This is a genomic window from Rhizobium yanglingense (assembly GCF_977109285.1).
Map to the genome: position 1 here is coordinate 319,358 of NZ_CDSAWY010000004.1, position 18,755 is coordinate 338,112.

Here is an 18,755-nt window from a genome sequence, read left to right on the forward strand (position 1 = left end):
CGTGTCCGCGGGCCAGACGCCCATGGGCAAGCGTGAATTCATCGCGCTCGCCGCCTTTTTGATGGCAACCAATTCGCTGGCGATCGATATCATGCTGCCGGCTTTGCAGGAGATCGGCGCCAATCTGGGCGTCGAAAGCGAAAACCACCGGCAATTCGTCGTCTCGTCCTATCTTCTCGGGTTCGGCGGCGCTCAGCTCTTCTATGGCCCGATTTCCGACCGCTTCGGCCGTCGCCTGCCGCTTCTCGTCGGTCTGGGGATATATATCGCTTCCGCGATTGGGATTGCTTTCATACCCTCGTTTGCCGGCTTACTCGTCCTGCGTTTCATCCAGGGCATCGGCTCTGCCGCAACGCGCGTCATCACCATTTCGATCGTCCGCGACATCTACGGCGGCCGGCAGATGGCCGAAGTCATGTCGCTGATCATGATGGTGTTCATGATCGTGCCGGTCGTCGCGCCCGGGAGCGGCCAGATCATCATGCTCTTTGCGAGCTGGCACATGATCTTCGTCTTCATCGCCGCAATGGGGGCGGCAATCGCCGCATGGACCTTCTATCGCCTGCCGGAGACGCTCGATCCGCGCAACATGCGCCCCTTCACCGCGCGCTCGATCCTCAGCGGCTTCCAGCTCGTTCTGACGAACCGCATTGCACTTTGCTATACGCTTGCGACCACCTTCATCTTCGGCTCGCTGTTCGGATTCATCAACTCCGCGCAGCAGATCTATGTCGGCATCTACGATCTCGGCGTCTATTTCCCCTTCGCCTTCGCCGCTGTCGCGGTCTTCATGTCCATTGCGTCGTTTCTCAATTCGCGCTTCGTCGGCAAGTTCGGCATGCGGCGGCTGTCGCATGGATCGCTGCTCGGTTTCGTCGCGGTCAACACGCTCTGGATGATCGTGCAGGTCGTTGGCCCGCAGCCGATGCCTTTCTTCCTGTTCATCGGCTTTTTCGGCATTGCGATGTTCCAGTTCGGCTGGATCGGCTCGAACTTCAACTCGCTCGCCATGGAGCCGCTCGGCCACGTGGCGGGCACAGCCTCCTCCGTCCTCGGCTTCATGAGCACGATCGGCGGCGCAATCATCGGCGCGGCAATCGGCCAAGCCTTCGACGGGACGGCGCTGCCGATGGTCTCCGGTTATTTCGCCGTGTCGATCATCGGACTCGTCTTCGTCCTGATTGCCGAGAAGGGCCGTCTGTTTCAGCCTCACAATCCGCGCCTCTGAGCAGCCATCTAACCATTTTACATTGACTGGATTTGAAGAATGATCCCGCAGCATAAACCGCACACTGAAAATCAGGGCTCCAGTCGGATCGGCATGGGCTTTACGGAATTCGTCATAACCATCGCGATCATGACCGCCAGCATCGCCATGGCAATCGACAGCATGCTGCCGGCGCTTCCCGCCATCGGCCGCTCGCTGAGCGTGACGAGCACCAACGATGCGCAACTCATCATCGGTGTCTTCTTCCTCGGCTTCGGTGTCTCGCAGATCATCTTCGGCAGCCTCTCCGACACCTTCGGCCGCCGCCGCATCCTGCTCGGCGGCCTCGCCGTCTACGTGCTGGCGATGTTCGGCGCGGCACTGACCGGCAGCTTCGAGATGCTGCTCGTCATGCGCTTCGTCCAGGGTATTGGCGGTGCCGCGGTGCGCATCACCACGATGGCGGTTGTCCGCGACTGCTTCGGCGGCCGCGAAATGGCCCGCGTCATGTCCTACGTGATGATCGTCTTCATGATCGTGCCGATCGTCGCGCCTTCCGTCGGCCAGCTGATCATCAGCTACGCCGACTGGCACTGGATCTTCATCCTGCTCGGCATCGTCGGCGCGGTCCTCTTCCTCTGGGCACTGCTACGCCTGAAGGAGTCGCTGCCGGTCGATGAGCGCATCCCGCTCTCCGTCGGCTCGATCGTCGACGGCTTCAGGACCGTTCTCACCAACCGCATCACCTGCGGTTACATGATCGGGCTCACGATGTTCACGGGCGTAATCAGCGCGTACGTGATCTCCGTCCAGCAGGTTTTCGGTGACGTCTACGGCCTCGGCGACTGGCTGCCGATCGCCTTTGCGGCAACGGCAGGCGGCATTGCCGTTGCCAACTTCGCCAACGGCTTCTTCGTGCGCACCTTCGGCATGCGCCGCATCTCGCACACCGCAATGATCCTCTTTACGGTGATTTCGGCATTCGGCTACGTCATGGCGCTCGATGCCAACGTCAATTTCGCGTTGGACTACGCTCTGTTCTCCATTCTGCTGATGATGTTTGCCGTCATCGCCACGAACTTCACGGCAATCAGTCTGGAACCGATGGGCAATCTTGCAGGCACGGCGACCGCCATCACCGGTTTCGTCTCGACCTCCGTCGGCGCGCTGCTCGGAGGAGGCGTCGGCCAGCTCTTCAACGGCACCGTCCAGCCGCTCTTTGCAGGCTTTGCGGTCTTCGGCGCAATCAGCATCGTCGCCACGCTCTTTGCCGAAAAGGGCAAACTCTTCACCCACCCGGGCGACAGCCCGCAACTCGACCCGGGTGCTGCGCATTTGTGATGGTGTGCCATGTCAGCCTGCGCCTTGCGCCGGCAGGCGGAACTTCGATTTGCGATTGGCGCGCGATCAGATATCTGACCAACCCGTGTCAGCCATTCGTATCAGTTCGTCTTCTTCCTTCGAAACTCCCTCTGCCAGCCGGGCCGCGGCAACAAAGGGCAACCAGGCGAAAATATCGCCTAGGGCAAGGCCGCTGGCTCTTGCATAGGTTTCGGCATAGGACGTGGCTATCTCGGGAGCTGCATGACGTATTAGGACATAGCTGCGACAGACATCAGCGGCCGGGCTGCCGGCGCATGCGTCCAACCAATCCACGACCATCGCTTGACCAGGTGAGCCGAGGATGTTTGAGGGATGAAAATCTCCGTGACAGAGAACGTTCCCGTGCGGCAGCGTATCGAGTCCCCTCAGAAGCCTTTCACGATGTGCTGTACTTAAGAATGGCGCATGCCGAATATTTGAGGCCAGTCTCGCCTTAAGCTCCGGAAGTGCGCGCGCGGATTGGCCGTGGATTTCCCTGTGCAGCCGCACCATTTCATCCAGGTATTTTGGAGCCAACGCGGGCTGGGAGATCATCGCGTTGGCAAATGGCTGCCCGCAGGCCCGGGTCATCACCAGTCCCCAGCGGTCGCCATACTGTCTGACGTATGAAACCTTTGGCGCCGGCAGCCCAAATGGCTCGATCTGCGCCAGAATCGCAGCTTCTCTGAACGCAGCACTTTTGGACGCGGTGACCCTGTAAAGCTTAAGGACCAGCGCCCCATGCTCGTAGACCTCCGCCTCTTTGCCGGTACCGAGTAGCTCTCCAATATCAATGGAGCTCATCACGCCGGATCAGACAAATATTCCAGGTGCGCCTCGCTGGCCGCGACCAGGAACTTCTTCCGCACCTCAGCGGCCGGCGTCGCGTCGTTGAAGGCATCCAAACATGTGATCTCGGCGCGGTAGAGCGCAGGGCCATCGTGGATCGGCCATTCGGTGACCATCAGCTTGTAGGCATCGTGAACCGTCCTGACGACGCGATAGCGTCCGCCGAGTTTGATCCTGACGGGCGGGAATTTCCGAATATCCATTTTCTCCATGACGCAATACCTCACGCAAAACATTCGACTCAACGAATCACCGGGCAACTCGTTCCAGCGCAATCGCTCGGGTACCGAGCAGCCTGACGGCACGCCGCGCGCGACGATGCGGACACTTTCCAGGACGTTTTGTTCATCTGGCGTTCATATTTCTTGTGGCCATCGCCCTTTCGGGCTAATCTGCCCTGGCAACGATGGAGCAAGAGATGATCAAGACCACCGTCGCGGCTTCTGTATTTGCCGCTTATGCCTTTGCGATGTTCGCAATCGCATCCCTCCCGCAAAACTCCCCCAGCATCCCGGTCGATCAGGTGACGACAAGTTCGACGAACTAAGCCCAGCCCGACACGAAAAACCCCGCTTAGAAGCGGGGCCGTATCGTGATCAAAACAGCTTGGGAGGAAATATGCATATCTTTCTATATGTCGGGCATGGATCGAGGCTTACGCCCCTCAGTCCTCAGACCGTGAAAACCTCCCGCCGCAGCAACTCCCACGACGCCTTGTCCGGAGCGATCAGCAACCCGCCGCCGACGTGGTGCGGAAGGTAGGCCGTTCCATCGAAACGCGCCGCATGGGCGCCCGCCTCCTGGCAGATCAGCGTTCCCGCCAGATGATCCCAGGGCATCAGCTTATTGTACATCAGGTAATGCACGTGTCCTGACGCGAATGTCCGGTATTCATGCGCGGCGCAGCGGTAATTTACGAGGAAGCGTACCTTTGCGAGATTTGCGAGAATTTCCGGACGCTTCTCCTTCGGCAGGTAGCCGGTCGAAGCCATACCGACCATCTGTTCCAATGCCACCGGCGCTGCCACCGAAAGCCGCTGCGCCTCGCCCTCCGGCCGTCGAAGCCAGGCGCCGCCCCCCTTTTCCGCCATCACCCAGTCGTCGCCCATCGGGTCGTAGATGATGCCGGCAACGGTTTCACCCTTCGACACGACCGAAGCCATGACGCCGAAGGCGGGAATGCCGGAAGCAAAATTGAAGGTGCCGTCGACTGGATCGACGACGATCGCAAGATCCGCTCCCTGCAGCTTGCCGAGCAGCGCAGTGTCGGCAGCAACCGACTCCTCGCCGATGAAGACTGCGTCCGGCCAGCGTTTTGCCGCCTCCGCCTTCATCATCCGCTCAGCCTGCTCGTCGGCTTCCGTCACCAGGTCAGTCGCCTCGGTCTTAACCCGTATGTCACCGCTGCCAAGCCGCCGGAAGCGCGGCAATATCTCGGCCTTCGCCGCCCGCCTGAGGAGATCGGAGAGCGTCGTCACATCAACAGTCGAAGTCATGGCATGTCCTTACTTTTGAGCGTTAGCCCAGTTATGCGCTCTTCGGTGACGGCTCTGTGACCATCAGGCTGGAAAAATCGAAAAGCTGCGGATCGAGCAGGTGTGAGGGGTTCACATGCGCGAGCGCCCGCAGCATCGTTTCCTTGCGGCCCGGCATGCGCCGCTCGATATCCGCAAGCATATCCTTCATCGCATTGCGCTGCAGGCCGTCTTGCGAGCCGCAAAGATCGCAGGGGATGATTGGAAACCGCATGGCCGCCGCAAACTTCGCCATGTCGTCCTCTGCGCAATATGCAAGCGGCCTGAGCACCATGAGGTCGCCTTCGTCGTTGAGCAGCTTCGCCGGCATGGAGGCGAGACGCCCGCCATGGAAAAAGTTCATGAAGAAGGTTTCGAGGATATCCTCGCGGTGATGGCCGAGCACCAGGGCATCACAGCCCTCCTCCCGCGCGATGCGGTAAAGGTTGCCGCGGCGAAGACGGGAACAGAGCGAGCAGTAAGTCGCCCCCTCCGGTACTTTCTCCTTCACGATCGAATAGGTATCCCGATATTCGATACGGTGCTTCACGCCGATCCTCGCCAGATAATCCGGCAGGATATGTTTCGGAAAGTTCGGCTGGCCCTGGTCGAGATTGCAGGCGATCAGTTCGACCGGTAGCAGTCCACGCCATTGCAAGTCGAGCAGTAGCGCCAGCAAACCGTAGGAATCTTTGCCGCCTGAAATGCCGACCAGCCAGCGCTTGTGACCCTTCAGCATGCCGAAATCGTCGAAGGCTTGGCGAACCTGCCGGAGCAGGCGCTTTCGCAGCTTGTTGAAGGAGACGGAACCCGGGGCATTGGCAAAGAGCGCATGGCCGGTCACGCCGTCTCCCGCAGCCTCCCCGAATGCCTCATCAATGTTGGCTGCGATATTCATCGTCCTACCCAATCCAATAACTCTGCCTTAGCAGAAAGCCATGCGTCAACGAAGCATCAATCGCCGAAAACCGACCAGCCTGTGCGCGCTGCAAGCATTTCCAGCGCCACGGCCCCAAGCTGCGAATTGCCTACCTTGTTCAAACCCGGCGACCAGGCGGCGATCGAGGCGATCCCCGGGGCAACGGCGAAGATGCCGCCGCCGACGCCGCTCTTGCCGGGAAGGCCGACATGATAGGCGAAATCGCCCGAGCCGTCGTAATGGCCACAGGTGAGCATCAGTGCATTGATGCGCCGCGCGCGCTTCGGCGACACGACCGAATGGCCGGTCATGGGATTGCTGCCGCGGGCTGCAAGGAACAGCCCGGCCTTTGCGAGTTGCTCGCAGCTCATAGACAACGCGCATTGATGGAAATAGACGCCAAGCACGTGTTCGACCGGATGATCGATGTTCTTGTAGGCGCGCATGAAATTGGCGAGCGCGAAATTCCGGTATCCGGTCTGCGTCTCGGAGCGCGCCACCTTGTCATCGATCGTCACCGATTCGTCGTCCGCCAGATAGCGAACGAAGCGCAGCAGCTCGCCGATCGCCTCGCGCGGCGCATGACCGGCCATCACGACGTCGGTGACGGCGATTGCCCCGGCATTAATGAAGGGATTGCGCGGGATCCCGTGCTCATGCTCGAGCTGGACAATGGAATTGAAGGCTGACCCGGAAGGTTCGCGCCCGACGCGCTTCCAGAGTCCCTCGCCGACCTTGCCGAGCGCTAAGGTCAGCATGAAGACCTTGGAAATGCTCTGGATGGAGAACGGCACGTCGGCATCGCCGGTGCGGTAGATCTTGCCGTCGACCGTCACGACCGCCATGCCGAACTGGTTCGGATCGATCTTTGCAAGCTCAGGGATATAGTCCGCGACCTTGCCCTCGCCGATGCGGGGGGTCAGCTCTTTGTAGATACTGTCGAGGACGGCCTGCAAATCCACCATGGCTTCTCTCCAGAGAACAAAAAAGCCGCCCAGGAGGCGGCTTTTCCGTATGCGAAAACGCCTCGCGTTGATTAACGCGAATAGAATTCGACCACCAGATGCGGCTCCATGACGACCGGATACGGAACGTCGGAGAGCGAAGGAACGCGTGCGAAGGTCGCAACCATCTTGTTGTGATCAACTTCGATGTATTCCGGAACGTCGCGCTCAGCGAGGCCGATGGATTCCAGAACGGTTACGAGCTGCTTCGACTTCTGGCGAACTTCGATGACGTCGCCGGCCTTGCAACGGTAGGAACCGATGTTGACGCGGACGCCGTTCACGGTCACGTGGCCGTGGTTCACGAACTGGCGGGCAGCGAAAACGGTCGGAACGAACTTGGCGCGATAGACGATCGCGTCGAGACGGGACTCCAGAAGACCGATCAGGTTTTCCGATGTGTCACCCTTGCGGCGGTTGGCTTCGTCGAAGATCGCGCGGAACTGCTTCTCGCGCAGGTCACCGTAGTAACCCTTCAGCTTCTGCTTGGCGCGCAGCTGCACACCGAAGTCGGAAAGCTTGCCCTTGCGGCGCTGACCATGCTGGCCCGGGCCGTATTCGCGGCGGTTCACCGGGGATTTAGGACGGCCCCAGATGTTTTCGCCCATACGGCGGTCAATCTTGTACTTGGACGATTCGCGCTTGCTCATCGTATTTCCTTTCAGAGTGTTAGGACGGTTTGTTGCCAAACCGCGCGAAGGAAACACGCCCTCCTTTGGCTTTCTTCCGAAAGCCCGACAGGACTATCCTATTACGCGAACAGGACAAATCCACGGGACATGTCAAATGAAACACCGGACATTGCTGCCCGGTGCTCACGCGGTCTTTAGGGGCTCGTCATGAAAATGTCAACAGCGGAGCGCGTTGGGGGATATCGCGTTTATCGCTCTATTCAGCTGCTCGTTGATCGCTATCGCGAACATCACAATGCCCGCACATCGGTCGCTCGAAAATTCTCAGGTTGATTGGGCCACACGTGCAATTACAGAAAAGTGGCCTCATAAGAAATATTGCCAATCCCCGGTATCCTGACTGTACGAATCCTCCGCTGATGGTGTGGAAATGCTAGCCGAGCTAGAATTTCATCCGAGATATGAGTTTTGCCCGGAGGCGGTCAGTATTTGGATAGCCACTTTTTCAGACCGGTTCCCTTACTGTCGTCCCGACAGATAACAGATACATTCTGTTAGGATAGGCGGCCGACACAGCGGCTACCTTGTAACGCTCGACCGATGCATCGATACCGATGCCGTCATCGGCGGTGTCGAAACGCTCCATCAGATTGAAGCTTAGCTGTGCGTCATTCCGCCGCTTGCCGCGCATCATCAGGCGCATTCGCATCGCCTGGCGCAGTCTGGCAGTTCATATCCGGGAAAGCCACAATGCGTTTGCCCGCGAAATCAGTGTGCACGACGATCGTACCCTGCTCCTCGAAATAGCCGAGCAGACGCCTGGCCCGGCGAGCCGAATGCGTGCCGTAGGCACGCGCTATCCGGGCGTCGGAGGGGCAAGGTTCGCCGCAGACCGCGGCCTTGGCCAGCATCAGGAACACGCCCTGCAGATCGTCGGTCACGCCGGTTGAAAGCGACAGCGCCGTCGCCCAGGCTTCCGTCGCGGCCGTCGCGGCATCGACGCCCGAGCGCGAGATTGCCACGTGCCGGCGGAACTCCGGAAGCGACATCGGCGGCCCGGGCAGGCGGCGCATGCGCAGCCGCACCAGGAATTCCTGATAGAGTACCGAATCCGTCCGGAAACCCGAAGCCGGATCGTCGAGGATTTCCAAAAGCACGGCCGAAAGCCGTTCCTCGCGCTCCTCGGTGGAGAGATCCGGATGGTTTGTACGCGGCTCGGCCGGCGCTGCCGTCGCAGCGGGCGCGGAGCGCGAAAGTTCTGCCAGGATGTCCGTCGTCGGCCGTGGCGCCGGTGCCGTTCGGCGCATGATTGGCCGCTGGAATTCCTCAGGGTCAGGCGTGAAGATCAGATCCTCGACATCCCGCGGCGCATCCGGCAACGGCATCAGCTTCGGGCTCGACGAGCGCGCTGAGGTTTCCACGGTACCGATCTGGATCGGCAGCGGACGGCGAGACAGCGCCGGACCGAGGGCCACGAAGTTGCCGCGCTTCAGATCGCGGAACATTTCGGCCTGGCGCCGGTCCATGCCGAGAAGGTCGGCGGCACGCGCCATGTCGATGTCGAGGAAGGTGCGGCCCATCAGGAAGTTCGAGGCTTCCGCCGCAACGTTCTTCGCAAGTTTCGCGAGGCGCTGCGTGGCGATCACGCCCGCCAGCCCGCGTTTGCGGCCGCGGCACATCAGGTTCGTCATGGCGCCCAGCGACATCTTGCGGGCGTCTTCGGAAACATCGCCACCAACCGACGGGGCAAACATCTGTGCCTCGTCGACGACGACGAGCACCGGGTACCAGTATTCGCGATCGGCATCGAACATACCGTTAAGAAAGGCGGCAGCAGCCCGCATCTGCTGCTCGATGTCAAGACCTTCGAGCGTCAGGACGCAGGAAACGCGATGCTGGCGGATACGGTTGGCAATGCCCGCAAGCTCAGCCTCGGTCCGTTCGCCATCGACGACGACATGGCCGAATCGCGTCGCTGAGCGTGACGAAGTCGCCTTCCGGATCGATGATGACCTGCTGGACCCATTGCGCGGACTGTTCAAGCAGCCGTCGCAGCAGATGCGACTTGCCGGAGCCGGAATTGCCCTGGACGAGAAGACGGGTCGCCAGAAGCTCCTCGATATCGAGCGTCGCCGGGGTGTTCCCTGACGCCATTCCCATATCGATACCAACCTGCAATGCAATGACCTATCAGATGAGACTCAATGATGCGAAGCGCCATTGTCCTGAAACGGCGCGCTTCCGTCTATCAAAGATTTCCGGACATTTCGCCCACGCGTTTGCAAAACCCACAGCGAATGCGGATATTCCGCCTACGCGATCGAGCGTTCATCGCCGGGCCGGCTTCCCAGGCTGCGCATGCGCCCACGCCATGCGCAATGCATTCTCGAGATCCTCCTCGCCCAGCAGCGACAGATCGCTGGCCGTCCAGCCCCGCCTGCCCCAGGCATTCGGCACCGGCGAGAAGGCCTCCGGCAACATCATGGATTTGAATTGCTGTTCGTCGGGCGTGAAATTGAAGTTTGCCGTCCGGCCGTCGGCGGCGAGTGCGACGTAGATTCGCGCGACCTTGAATGCCCTTCGATCGAAATGCGGGGCCTCGACCGTACCCGCCAGTGATAGCGCGATGCGCCGCAAGTCTTCGCCCGTCGCCATTGCACGCCCACCTTCGAGGTTGATCCGATCGTGCGCAGTATCCTATCACGATTGAGTACCGGAAGCGTCACCTGACTGTCAGCCCGAAGCCTTGCATCAAGCGCGTTGTGGCGAAATCCGGATTGCCGGAGGTGAAGACCGCAAAGTCGAAATTGTCGGGGTGAACGCCATCGGCCACCTGCGGTACAAGGCTGCGCGCCCGCCGAGCGATTGCCTCCGCCGGATCAAGCCAGTCCACGGGCCATGGCGCCAGCCTCCGGAAAAGGTTCGCCATGAAGGGATAATGCGTGCAGGCAAGCACGACGATGTCCGTCTTGCGGCCGTCCTTTTCGACGAAGCACTGGTCGATTTCCGTCATGATGGCCACGTCCGAGACGGCGTCGCCGCGGATATAGGCCTCCGCCATGCGCGCCAGGTTTTCCGAGCCCACGAGGCGTACGTGGCATTGCTGCGCAAAGGATTGGATCAGATCCCGCGTATAGGCGCGCTTGACCGTGCCGGGCGTGGCAAGCACGGAGACGAGGCCGGAACGCGTCCGCTCGGCGGCGGGCTTGATCGCAGGCACCGTGCCGACGAACGTCTTCTGCGGAAAGGCGGCGCGCAGATCGGCACCGACCAGCGTGAAGGCGGTATTGCAGGCGATGACGCACACTTCCGGATCGTATTCCCCGAGCAGCCTGCCAAAGAGCGTGATGATACGCTCCTTCAGCGCCTGCTCTTCCCAGCCCCCATAAGGAAATCCCGCGTCGTCGGCGATGTAGATGAAGCCGCGTTCCGGCATCAGCACGCGGGCTTCGCGGAGCACAGTCAGCCCACCGATACCGGAATCGAAGATCAAGACCGGTTTCAGCTCATTCGCCGCTGATGTCATCTTTTGGCTGTTCCTTGGCGTCTGCAGGCGGCCGGCTTCCGCGCGGATACTTGCGCGAGAAGCGGTCAAGGGAGGATATTACACCGCGCAGCACGCTGATTTCCTGTTCCGTGAAGGCGCGGCGAGAAAGGACTGCACGCAGATTGTCCACCATTTTCGGCTTTTTCCCGGCAGGATGGAAATAATTGCGTGCCTCTAGCGCCTCTTCCAACTGGTCGAAAAGGCCGAAGAGCTGCTCCTTCGTCGATTGCGTCTGCGACGTCGCCTGGAACGGCACGGTACCTGTATCCTCCATGCCGGATTTCATCCACTCGTAGGACATCAAAAGCACAGCCTGCGCGATGTTCAGCGAGGCAAAGGCGGGATTGACCGGGAAGGTCACGATCTCGTCGGCGAGCGCCACTTCCTCGTTGGTCAGGCCCCAGCGTTCACGGCCGAAAAGGATGCCCGTGCCCTCGCCCGAGCGGAATTTCGCCCGCAGCGTTTCTGCGGCTACCACCGGGGAACGCACCGGCTTGAAGCCATCGCGTTCGCGCGCCGTCGTCGCATAGACGAAATTGAGGTCGGCGACCGCCTGCTCCAGCGTCTCGAAAACCTTAGTGCCTTCGATGACGTGATCGGCTTTCGAGGCGGCGGCCTGTGCCTTCTCGTTCGGCCAACCGTCGCGCGGATTGACGAGGCGCAATTCGGCAAGGCCGAAATTCGCCATCGCTCGCGCCACCATGCCGATGTTCTCGCCCATCTGCGGCTCGACCAGAATGATGACCGGTCCTTCGGCCAAAAGTTTACGCTCGCTGTTGGTGCCTGCCATGAATGCCGTCCTTGCTTTCATGCGGGGAATAGCTTTGCACAACCGAAACGGCAAGGCCCATGCCTGAGGATAGACCAGTTCGGGGTGCCGCCGATCAAATCGGACGTCGCCTTCACTCACCCTTGGCGATGGCAACCATTTCCGCCTTCAGCGAGCGCATTTCCTTTGTCTCGGCACTCTCCATCATGATGTCGTCGATCAGTGGCTTGCCGCCATCAGTGACCATCTCGAAACGCACGGTCGAGATCGTCTGCGCCTCCGGTCCATCGCCGCAGGCCATCTTGCGGAAGCTGACGACGACCTCCTCCTTGCCGTCGGCAGCCGCCTGGGGTGTCAGCGTCAGGTCTTGGAGCGGGCATGCGTCTTGTGCGTTGACGATCACGTCGTAGTCGAAGGGCGAGATGCCGTCCTCCATCGCCGGGTGCTTCTCAGCCTCGTGATATTTCGCGACAAAATCCTTGCTGTAGAGTTTGTCGAGCTTTCCAGGGCTGAAGATGTCGATCCATTCGGTGTCGTTGCCCGACCAGTTCTTGACGGTCGCATCCATGATTTCCTGCACCGGCGCCGGAACCTCCGCTCCATCGCAGACGGCAGGAAGACCAGCGAAGGCGAGAAACAGAAGGGCGATTGTCTTCATGATGAAATATCCGGTTTGAAAGGCAATAGCGACGGACACTAGCCGAATCTTCAGACTTGGCAAACGCACGCCAAAATACGCTTTGAACGGCGCTTGCGGCTTTGCGTTCCTGGCTCGCAATGCTATAGCGCTCGGGATTTTTTCGTCACCCACCCGGGACATGCGTCCCCACCCAGCTTACGAGGCAGATACATGAAGAAGATCAAGGTCGCCAATCCCGTCGCCGATCTCGACGGCGATGAAATGACTCGCATCATTTGGCAGCTCATCAAGGACAAGCTGATCCATCCGTATCTCGACCTCGACATCGACTACTACGATCTCTCGGTCGAAAACCGCGACGCGACCAGCGACCAGGTCACGGTGGACGCCGCCAACGCCATCAAGAAATACGGCGTCGGCATCAAGTGCGCGACGATCACGCCGGACGAAGCCCGCGTCGAAGGAATTCAGCCTCAAGGAAATGTGGAAGAGCCCGAACGGCACGATCCGCAACATCCTGGGCGGCGTCATCTTCCGCGAACCGATCATCTGCAAGAACGTTCCGCGCCTCGTTCCGGGCTGGACCAAGCCGATCGTCGTCGGCCGTCACGCCTTCGGCGACCAGTACCGCGCAACCGACTTCAAGTTCCCGGGCAAGGGCAAGCTCACCATCAAGTTCGTCGGCGAAGACGGCCAGGTCATCGAGAAGGAAGTCTTCAACGCGCCGGGTGCCGGCGTTGCCATGGCCATGTACAACCTCGATGAATCGATCCGCGAATTCGCTCGCGCCTCGATGATGTACGGCCTGATGCGCAAGTGGCCGGTCTACCTCTCGACGAAGAACACCATCCTCAAGGCCTATGACGGCCGCTTCAAGGATATCTTCGAGGAAGTCTACGAGACCGAGTTCAAGGATCAGTTCAAGGAAGCCGGCATCACCTACGAGCACCGCCTGATCGACGACATGGTCGCTTCGGCGCTGAAGTGGTCCGGTGGCTACGTCTGGGCGTGCAAGAACTATGACGGCGACGTCCAGTCCGACACCGTTGCCCAGGGCTTCGGTTCGCTCGGCCTGATGACCTCGGTTCTGCTCACGCCGGACGGCAAGACGGTCGAAGCCGAAGCCGCACACGGCACGGTCACCCGCCACTACCGCCAGCACCAGAAGGGCCAGGAGACCTCGACGAACTCGATCGCCTCGATCTTCGCCTGGACCCGCGGCCTCGCGCACCGCGCCAAGCTCGACGACAATGCCGAGCTCGCCCGCTTCGCCTCAACGCTGGAAAAGGTCTGTGTCGACACCGTCGAAGCCGGTTTCATGACCAAGGACCTGGCACTGCTGATCGGCCCCGACCAGCCGTGGCTTTCAACCACTGCCTTCCTCGACAAGATCGACTCCAACCTGCAGAAAGCCATGGGCGCCTGAGGCACCCGGAGGACATCGAACAACGTAACGGCGGGTTCTTCCCGCCGTTTTCATTTCAGCGACAGAATGGGGAGCACCAGAATGACCACGACCATCCGCCCGCTGCAGCCGTCTGACCGCGCCGCCTGGGAGCCTCTGTGGGCCGCCTACCAGCGCTTCTACGAAGTCGTTATTCCGCTGGAAACCACCGACCTGACCTGGAGCCGCTTCCACGACCGGGCGGAAGAGATGTACGCGCTGGGCGCCTTCGATGGCGATGGCCGCCTCACCGGCATCGTGCATGCCATCTTCCACCGCTCCTGCTGGCTGCCGCAATGGACCTGCTATCTTCAGGACCTCTATGTCGAAGCCGACCAGCGCGGCCTTGGAACTGGAGCGGCCTTGATCGAGGCCGTTGCCGACCTTGCGCGCAGAAATGGCGCCGGACGCCTCTACTGGATGACACATGAGACCAATGCGACGGCGCGGCGCCTCTACGACCAGATCGCCGAACGCTCCGGCTTCATCCAGTACCGCAAGGCGCTTTGATCGGAGGCTTGATTTTGCTTGGGCGCACGCTAAACCGGAATTAAGAACAGGAGGAGGAGAACATGGCGGAAGAACTCGTATTCTATACGAACCCGATGTCGCGCGGCCGCATCGCTCGCTGGATGCTGGAGGAGACCGGCGTTCCCTACCGCACGGAAATCATGACCTTCGGCGGCACGATGAAGGCGCCGGAATACCTGACCGTGAACCCGATGGGTAAGGTGCCGGCGATCCGGCATGGCGAGACGGTCGTCACGGAATGCGCCGCGATCTGCGCCTATCTCGCCGATACCTTTCCGGAAAAGGAGCTCGCTCCAAGACCGAATGAACGCGGCAGCTATTACCGATGGATGTTCTTCGCCGCCGGACCACTTGAAGCCGCTGCCACGAACCGTGCACTCGGCTTTGTGACGCCCGCCGAAAAAAGCAGGATGGCTGGTTACGGCAGCTTCAGCGACGTCATGGATACGCTCGAAAAAGCTGTCAGCGCCTCGCCCTATATAGCCGGCGACCGCTTCACGGCCGCCGATGTCTACGTCGGTTCGCATATCGGCTGGGGGATGGGCTTCGGCACGTTCGAAAATCGCCAGGCCTTTGCGGATTATCTTGGCCGCGTGACCAACCGCGAAGGCTACAGGCGAGCCACCGCGCTGGACGATGAAGTCATGAAGCAGATGCAATAGGCTTCATGCGAGCGGCATGTAGATATCCGTCAGCAATTCGGTCGGCGGAACGTCGCGGGGATTGTTGAGATATTCCTCGAACATCACGCTGTCCTTGATCTGCCTGCCGGATTTCGGAAGCCATTCCGCGTAGAGCCATTGATAGGCCTTGTGCATATCGGCGTAGGGTCCCTTATGGCGGAGAACGGCATATTCGCCGCCATCGATCGTCCGCCGTTCGAAAGGCGGTTCTATCGGAACGCCTGACCCGCCAGTCACACAGGCGATGGAGCGCAGCTTTTCCGCCGGCACGATTTCCGGATCGTCGAAATAGACGCCGATCATCCGCATCTGCGGTTCTGCCAGGCCGCGGGCATGGAGCGCGCCGAAGAGCGTCTCGAACGCCTTGCCGATCTGCATATAGGAGCCTGTATGGACAACGCCGATCAATTCGATCGGCACTATCTTGCGTAAGGTTATGTCAAACATGGCCGCTGTCTTTCCGTTAGGTGAGGGTTCAAAGGTTTTATGGCTTCCCTCTTTCCGGTAGCGCGCCGGCGGCATGCCGTACACAGACTTGAAGATGCGGTTAAAGGATTGGAGATTGGGATAGCCTGATCGCTTCGCAATCTCGCCGACAGTGAGATCCGTGCAGACGATATCGCCCGCCGCGCGATGCAGCCGCAGCCGCTTGACGGTCGCCGCCAGCGTCTCGCCGTAAATCGCGCGATAAATCTTGTGCCAGTGATAGCTCGACATGCAGGCGATTTCGGCAAGGCGCTCCATATCCAGATCCTCGTCAAGATGATCGTGGATATAGGCCGAAACTCGCCGCAGGCGGTTTTCATAAAGTGCCCATGCCGTTTCGCCGTTCATGTCAAAGCCTCGTACAAATCGATCGGCTCCAGAAAACCATAACCCGATTTGACAAATCCTGCGGAATTTCGTGCCGATCACGGGGGCACGCACACAAAGGCGGAGGACTAGCCCCCGCCTTTCAAACCTCACCGGCAAATGAGATCAGCCAGCAAGTGCTGCCGCCACCGCCTCGATCGCCTCGTCGGCCTTGGAGCCGTCGGGGCCGCCCGCCTGTGCCATGTCCGGCCGGCCGCCGCCGCCCTTGCCGCCAAGGGCAGCAGATGCGACCCGCACAAGATCGACGGCGCTGAACCGCGCCGTCAGGTCCGGCGTTACGGCAACGACTGCGCTTGCCTTGCCGTCGTCAGAAACGCCGATCAGCGTCACCACGCCCGAACCGATGCTTGTTTTGCCATCGTCGGCAAGCCCCTTGAGATCCTTCGGATCGACGCCGGTGACCGCCTTTCCGAGGAATTTTACGCCGGCAACCTCACGCGCCGCGTCCGTCGAGCCGCCCTGCCCGCCGCCCATGGCAAGCTTGCGCTTGGCATCGGCGAGTTCCCGCTCGAGCTTGCGGCGCTCGTCCATCAACGCTTCGACGCGCGAAAGCACGTCGGCAGGCTGAACCTTCAGCGACGAAGCAAGCGTTTTCACGCGCTCGTCCTGTTCGGCCAGATATTCGCGGGCGTTCTCACCGGTGACCGCCTCGATGCGACGGACACCCGCGCCGACGGCACTTTCGCTAAGGATGCGCACAAGCCCGATCTGACCGGTCGCGGCGACATGCGTGCCGCCGCAGAGTTCGATCGAATAAGGCTTGCCGGCCTTCGTGCCGCGCACGCCCTGCCCCATAGCGACGACGCGCACTTCATCGCCGTACTTCTCGCCGAACAGCGCCATCGCACCTTCGGCAATCGCGTCGTCCACGCTCATCAGCCGCGTCGTTACCGGCGCGTTCTGCAGCACGATCTCGTTTGCCATATCCTCAACGACCTTGAGCTCTTCGGCGGACATCGGCTTCGGATGCGAAACATCGAAACGCAGCCGTTCGGGCGCGACCAGCGAACCCTTCTGCGCCACATGCGTACCCAGCACTTCGCGCAGCGCCTCATGCAGCAAGTGCGTTGCCGAGTGATTGGCGCGCAGGCGCGACCGGCGGGCATGATCGACGGTCAGCGCGACGGCCTCGTCGGCCTTCAGCGAACCTTCGACGACAGTCCCTGAATGCACGAACAAGCCTTCGCCCTTCTTCTGCGTATCGGTAATCTCCACTTTCGCATGGTCCGAGCTGATGATGCCCGTGTCGCCCATCTGGCCGCCGGATTCACCGTAGAACGGCGTCTGGTTGACGACGATCTGCACCTTGTCGCCGGCCGAGGCGGATGCGACGGCGGCGCCGTCCCTGACGATCGCCTGGACGACGCCTTCGGCGGTCTCCGTGTCGTAGCCCAGGAATTCGGTCGCGCCATGCTTCTCCTTGAGTTCGAACCAGATGGTCTCGGTCGCCTTGTCGCCCGAGCCGGCCCAATGCGAGCGGGCTTCGGCCTTCTGACGCTCCATCGCATCGGTAAAGCCGGCGAGATCGACGCCGATTTCGCGGGCCCGCAGCGCATCTTGCGTCAGGTCGAGCGGGAAGCCGTAGGTGTCATAGAGCTTGAATGCCGTCTCGCCGTCGAGCATATCGCCCTTGCCGAGCGTCGTCGTCGCGTCGGAAAGCAGCGACAGGCCGCGCTCCAGCGTCTTGCGGAAACGGGTTTCCTCGAGCTTCAGCGTCTCCGAGATCAGTGCTTCGGCGCGTGCGAGTTCCGGATAGGCGCGGCCCATCTGCTGGACGAGCGCCGGCAGCAGCTTCCAGATCAGCGGTTCCTTGGCACCCAGGAGCTCAGCATGGCGCATGGCCCGGCGCATGATGCGGCGCAGCACGTAGCCGCGGCCTTCATTCGACGGCAGCACGCCATCGGCAATGAGGAATGCGGAGGAGCGCAGATGGTCGGCGATGACGCGGTGGCTCGCCCGGCGCTCACCCTCGGCCCTGACGCCCGTTGCCTCCTCCGAAGCTTCGATCAGCGCGCGAAACAGATCGATATCGTAATTGTCGTGCTTGCCCTGCAGCACGGCCGCCACGCGCTCAAGTCCCATGCCGGTATCGATCGAGGGACGCGGAAGGTCGACGCGCTCTTCCTTCGTCAACTGCTCATATTGCATGAAGACGAGGTTCCAGATCTCGATGAAGCGGTCGCCGTCTTCCTCCGGAGAGCCGGGGGGGCCGCCCCAGATTTGATCGCCGTGATCGTAGAAGATCTCCGAACAGGGACCGCACGGGCCGGTATCGCCCATCGCCCAGAAATTATCGCTGGTCGGAATGCGGATGATCTTTTCGTCCGCAAGCCCGGCGATCTTCTTCCAGAGGTTAAAGGCTTCGTCGTCCGTGTGATAGACGGTCACCAGCAGGCGCTTGGCGTCGAGACCGAATTCCTTGGTGATCAGGTTCCAGGCAAGCTCGATCGCCCGTTCCTTGAAATAATCGCCGAAGGAGAAATTGCCGAGCATCTCGAAAAAGGTATGGTGGCGCGCGGTATAGCCGACATTGTCGAGGTCATTGTGCTTGCCGCCGGCGCGGACGCATTTCTGCGCCGTCGATGCCGTCCTGTAGGGGCGCTGTTCCAGGCCCGTAAAGACGTTCTTGAACTGTACCATGCCGGCATTGGTGAACATCAGCGTCGGGTCGTTGCGCGGCACGAGCGGGCTCGACGGCACGATCTCGTGGCCGTTCGTCTTGAAATAGTCGAGGAAGGTCGACCGGATATCATTCACGCCGCTCATGCTATGCCCTTCAAT

18 protein-coding genes and 2 pseudogenes are annotated in these 18,755 nt (G+C 60.8%); 6 read left to right on the plus strand and 14 right to left on the minus strand.

What is annotated here, in order from left to right; all coding sequences use genetic code 11:
- The first annotated feature begins 22 nt into the window (after positions 1–22).
- The gene (locus ACW4PC_RS06505) at positions 23–1,228 is read left to right on the plus strand and encodes a multidrug effflux MFS transporter (RefSeq protein WP_455873218.1); all 1,206 of its coding nucleotides are present in this window, start codon (positions 23–25) and stop codon (positions 1,226–1,228) included.
- 39 nt (positions 1,229–1,267) lie between these two features.
- Positions 1,268–2,548, plus strand: a complete 1,281-nt coding sequence (locus ACW4PC_RS06510; protein WP_455873219.1) for a multidrug effflux MFS transporter — start codon at positions 1,268–1,270, stop codon at positions 2,546–2,548.
- Positions 2,549–2,614: 66 nt separating this feature from the next.
- On the opposite strand, the gene ACW4PC_RS06515 is transcribed toward ACW4PC_RS06510, so the two are convergent.
- Both ACW4PC_RS06515 and ACW4PC_RS06520 read right to left on the minus strand, forming a co-directional pair.
- Positions 2,615–3,373 carry a phosphotransferase family protein gene (locus ACW4PC_RS06515; RefSeq protein WP_455873220.1) on the minus strand — a complete coding sequence of 253 codons (759 nt, stop codon included), beginning with the start codon at positions 3,371–3,373 and terminating at the stop codon, positions 2,615–2,617.
- Complete coding sequence (locus ACW4PC_RS06520; RefSeq protein ID WP_455873221.1) at positions 3,373–3,621, minus strand: DUF982 domain-containing protein; 249 nt, start codon at positions 3,619–3,621, stop codon at positions 3,373–3,375. Before ACW4PC_RS06520 ends, ACW4PC_RS06515 begins: the two co-directional genes overlap by 1 nt.
- A gap of 215 nt (positions 3,622–3,836) precedes the next feature.
- Here ACW4PC_RS06520 and ACW4PC_RS06525 point away from each other — a divergent pair, with 215 nt between their 5' ends.
- Positions 3,837–3,965: a hypothetical protein gene (locus ACW4PC_RS06525; protein WP_455873222.1), complete on the plus strand. Its 129-nt coding sequence runs from the start codon at positions 3,837–3,839 to the stop codon at positions 3,963–3,965.
- Positions 3,966–4,089: 124 nt separating this feature from the next.
- On the opposite strand, the gene ACW4PC_RS06530 is transcribed toward ACW4PC_RS06525, so the two are convergent.
- From ACW4PC_RS06530 to ACW4PC_RS06575, 10 genes and pseudogenes are all read right to left on the minus strand, one after another.
- Complete coding sequence (locus ACW4PC_RS06530; protein WP_455873223.1) at positions 4,090–4,914, minus strand: inositol monophosphatase family protein; 825 nt, start codon at positions 4,912–4,914, stop codon at positions 4,090–4,092.
- Between the two features lie 31 nt (positions 4,915–4,945).
- Positions 4,946–5,830, minus strand: a complete 885-nt coding sequence (gene ttcA / locus ACW4PC_RS06535; protein WP_455873224.1) for a tRNA 2-thiocytidine(32) synthetase TtcA — start codon at positions 5,828–5,830, stop codon at positions 4,946–4,948.
- Between the two features lie 56 nt (positions 5,831–5,886).
- On the minus strand, positions 5,887–6,816 hold the full coding sequence (locus ACW4PC_RS06540; protein ID WP_455873225.1) for a glutaminase: 930 nt from the start codon (positions 6,814–6,816) through the stop codon (positions 5,887–5,889).
- Positions 6,817–6,887: 71 nt separating this feature from the next.
- Positions 6,888–7,505 carry a 30S ribosomal protein S4 gene (rpsD, locus tag ACW4PC_RS06545; protein ID WP_022715225.1) on the minus strand — a complete coding sequence of 206 codons (618 nt, stop codon included), beginning with the start codon at positions 7,503–7,505 and terminating at the stop codon, positions 6,888–6,890.
- A 487-nt stretch (positions 7,506–7,992) separates the two neighbouring features.
- Positions 7,993–8,190, minus strand: coding sequence for a hypothetical protein (locus ACW4PC_RS06550; protein WP_455873226.1), 198 nt, complete (start codon positions 8,188–8,190; stop codon positions 7,993–7,995).
- A pseudogene (locus tag ACW4PC_RS06555) lies at positions 8,156–9,665 on the minus strand (helicase HerA domain-containing protein). The gene ACW4PC_RS06550 and the pseudogene ACW4PC_RS06555 overlap by 35 nt, the downstream one beginning before the upstream one ends.
- Positions 9,666–9,815: 150 nt before the next feature.
- Positions 9,816–10,142 carry an MmcQ/YjbR family DNA-binding protein gene (locus tag ACW4PC_RS06560; RefSeq protein ID WP_455873227.1) on the minus strand — a complete coding sequence of 109 codons (327 nt, stop codon included), beginning with the start codon at positions 10,140–10,142 and terminating at the stop codon, positions 9,816–9,818.
- A gap of 67 nt (positions 10,143–10,209) precedes the next feature.
- Positions 10,210–11,013 carry a glutamate racemase gene (gene murI / locus ACW4PC_RS06565; protein ID WP_455873228.1) on the minus strand — a complete coding sequence of 268 codons (804 nt, stop codon included), beginning with the start codon at positions 11,011–11,013 and terminating at the stop codon, positions 10,210–10,212.
- Complete coding sequence (locus tag ACW4PC_RS06570) at positions 10,994–11,824, minus strand: RNA methyltransferase (RefSeq protein ID WP_074070284.1); 831 nt, start codon at positions 11,822–11,824, stop codon at positions 10,994–10,996. Before ACW4PC_RS06570 ends, murI begins: the two co-directional genes overlap by 20 nt.
- 112 nt (positions 11,825–11,936) lie before the next feature.
- Positions 11,937–12,461 (minus strand): hypothetical protein, encoded by a 525-nt coding sequence (locus ACW4PC_RS06575; protein WP_455873229.1) that lies wholly within the window; start codon positions 12,459–12,461, stop codon positions 11,937–11,939.
- A 192-nt stretch (positions 12,462–12,653) separates the two neighbouring features.
- Between ACW4PC_RS06575 and ACW4PC_RS06580 the strand changes: the two are divergent.
- The 3 genes and pseudogenes from ACW4PC_RS06580 to ACW4PC_RS06590 all read left to right on the plus strand — a co-directional run bounded on the left by ACW4PC_RS06580 (position 12,654) and on the right by ACW4PC_RS06590 (position 15,080).
- Positions 12,654–13,869, plus strand: a pseudogene (locus ACW4PC_RS06580) (NADP-dependent isocitrate dehydrogenase).
- An 81-nt stretch (positions 13,870–13,950) separates the two neighbouring features.
- Positions 13,951–14,397 (plus strand): N-acetyltransferase family protein, encoded by a 447-nt coding sequence (locus ACW4PC_RS06585; protein ID WP_455873230.1) that lies wholly within the window; start codon positions 13,951–13,953, stop codon positions 14,395–14,397.
- A gap of 62 nt (positions 14,398–14,459) precedes the next feature.
- Positions 14,460–15,080, plus strand: coding sequence for a glutathione S-transferase family protein (locus tag ACW4PC_RS06590; RefSeq protein WP_455873231.1), 621 nt, complete (start codon positions 14,460–14,462; stop codon positions 15,078–15,080).
- A 3-nt stretch (positions 15,081–15,083) separates the two neighbouring features.
- Here ACW4PC_RS06590 and ACW4PC_RS06595 read toward each other — a convergent pair whose 3' ends face one another.
- On the minus strand, positions 15,084–15,935 hold the full coding sequence (locus ACW4PC_RS06595) for an AraC family transcriptional regulator (RefSeq protein ID WP_455873232.1): 852 nt from the start codon (positions 15,933–15,935) through the stop codon (positions 15,084–15,086).
- Between the two features lie 144 nt (positions 15,936–16,079).
- Entirely contained in the window at positions 16,080–18,740 is a 2,661-nt protein-coding gene (gene alaS / locus ACW4PC_RS06600) for an alanine--tRNA ligase (RefSeq protein ID WP_455873233.1), read from the minus strand.
- Positions 18,741–18,755: the final 15 nt, after the last annotated feature.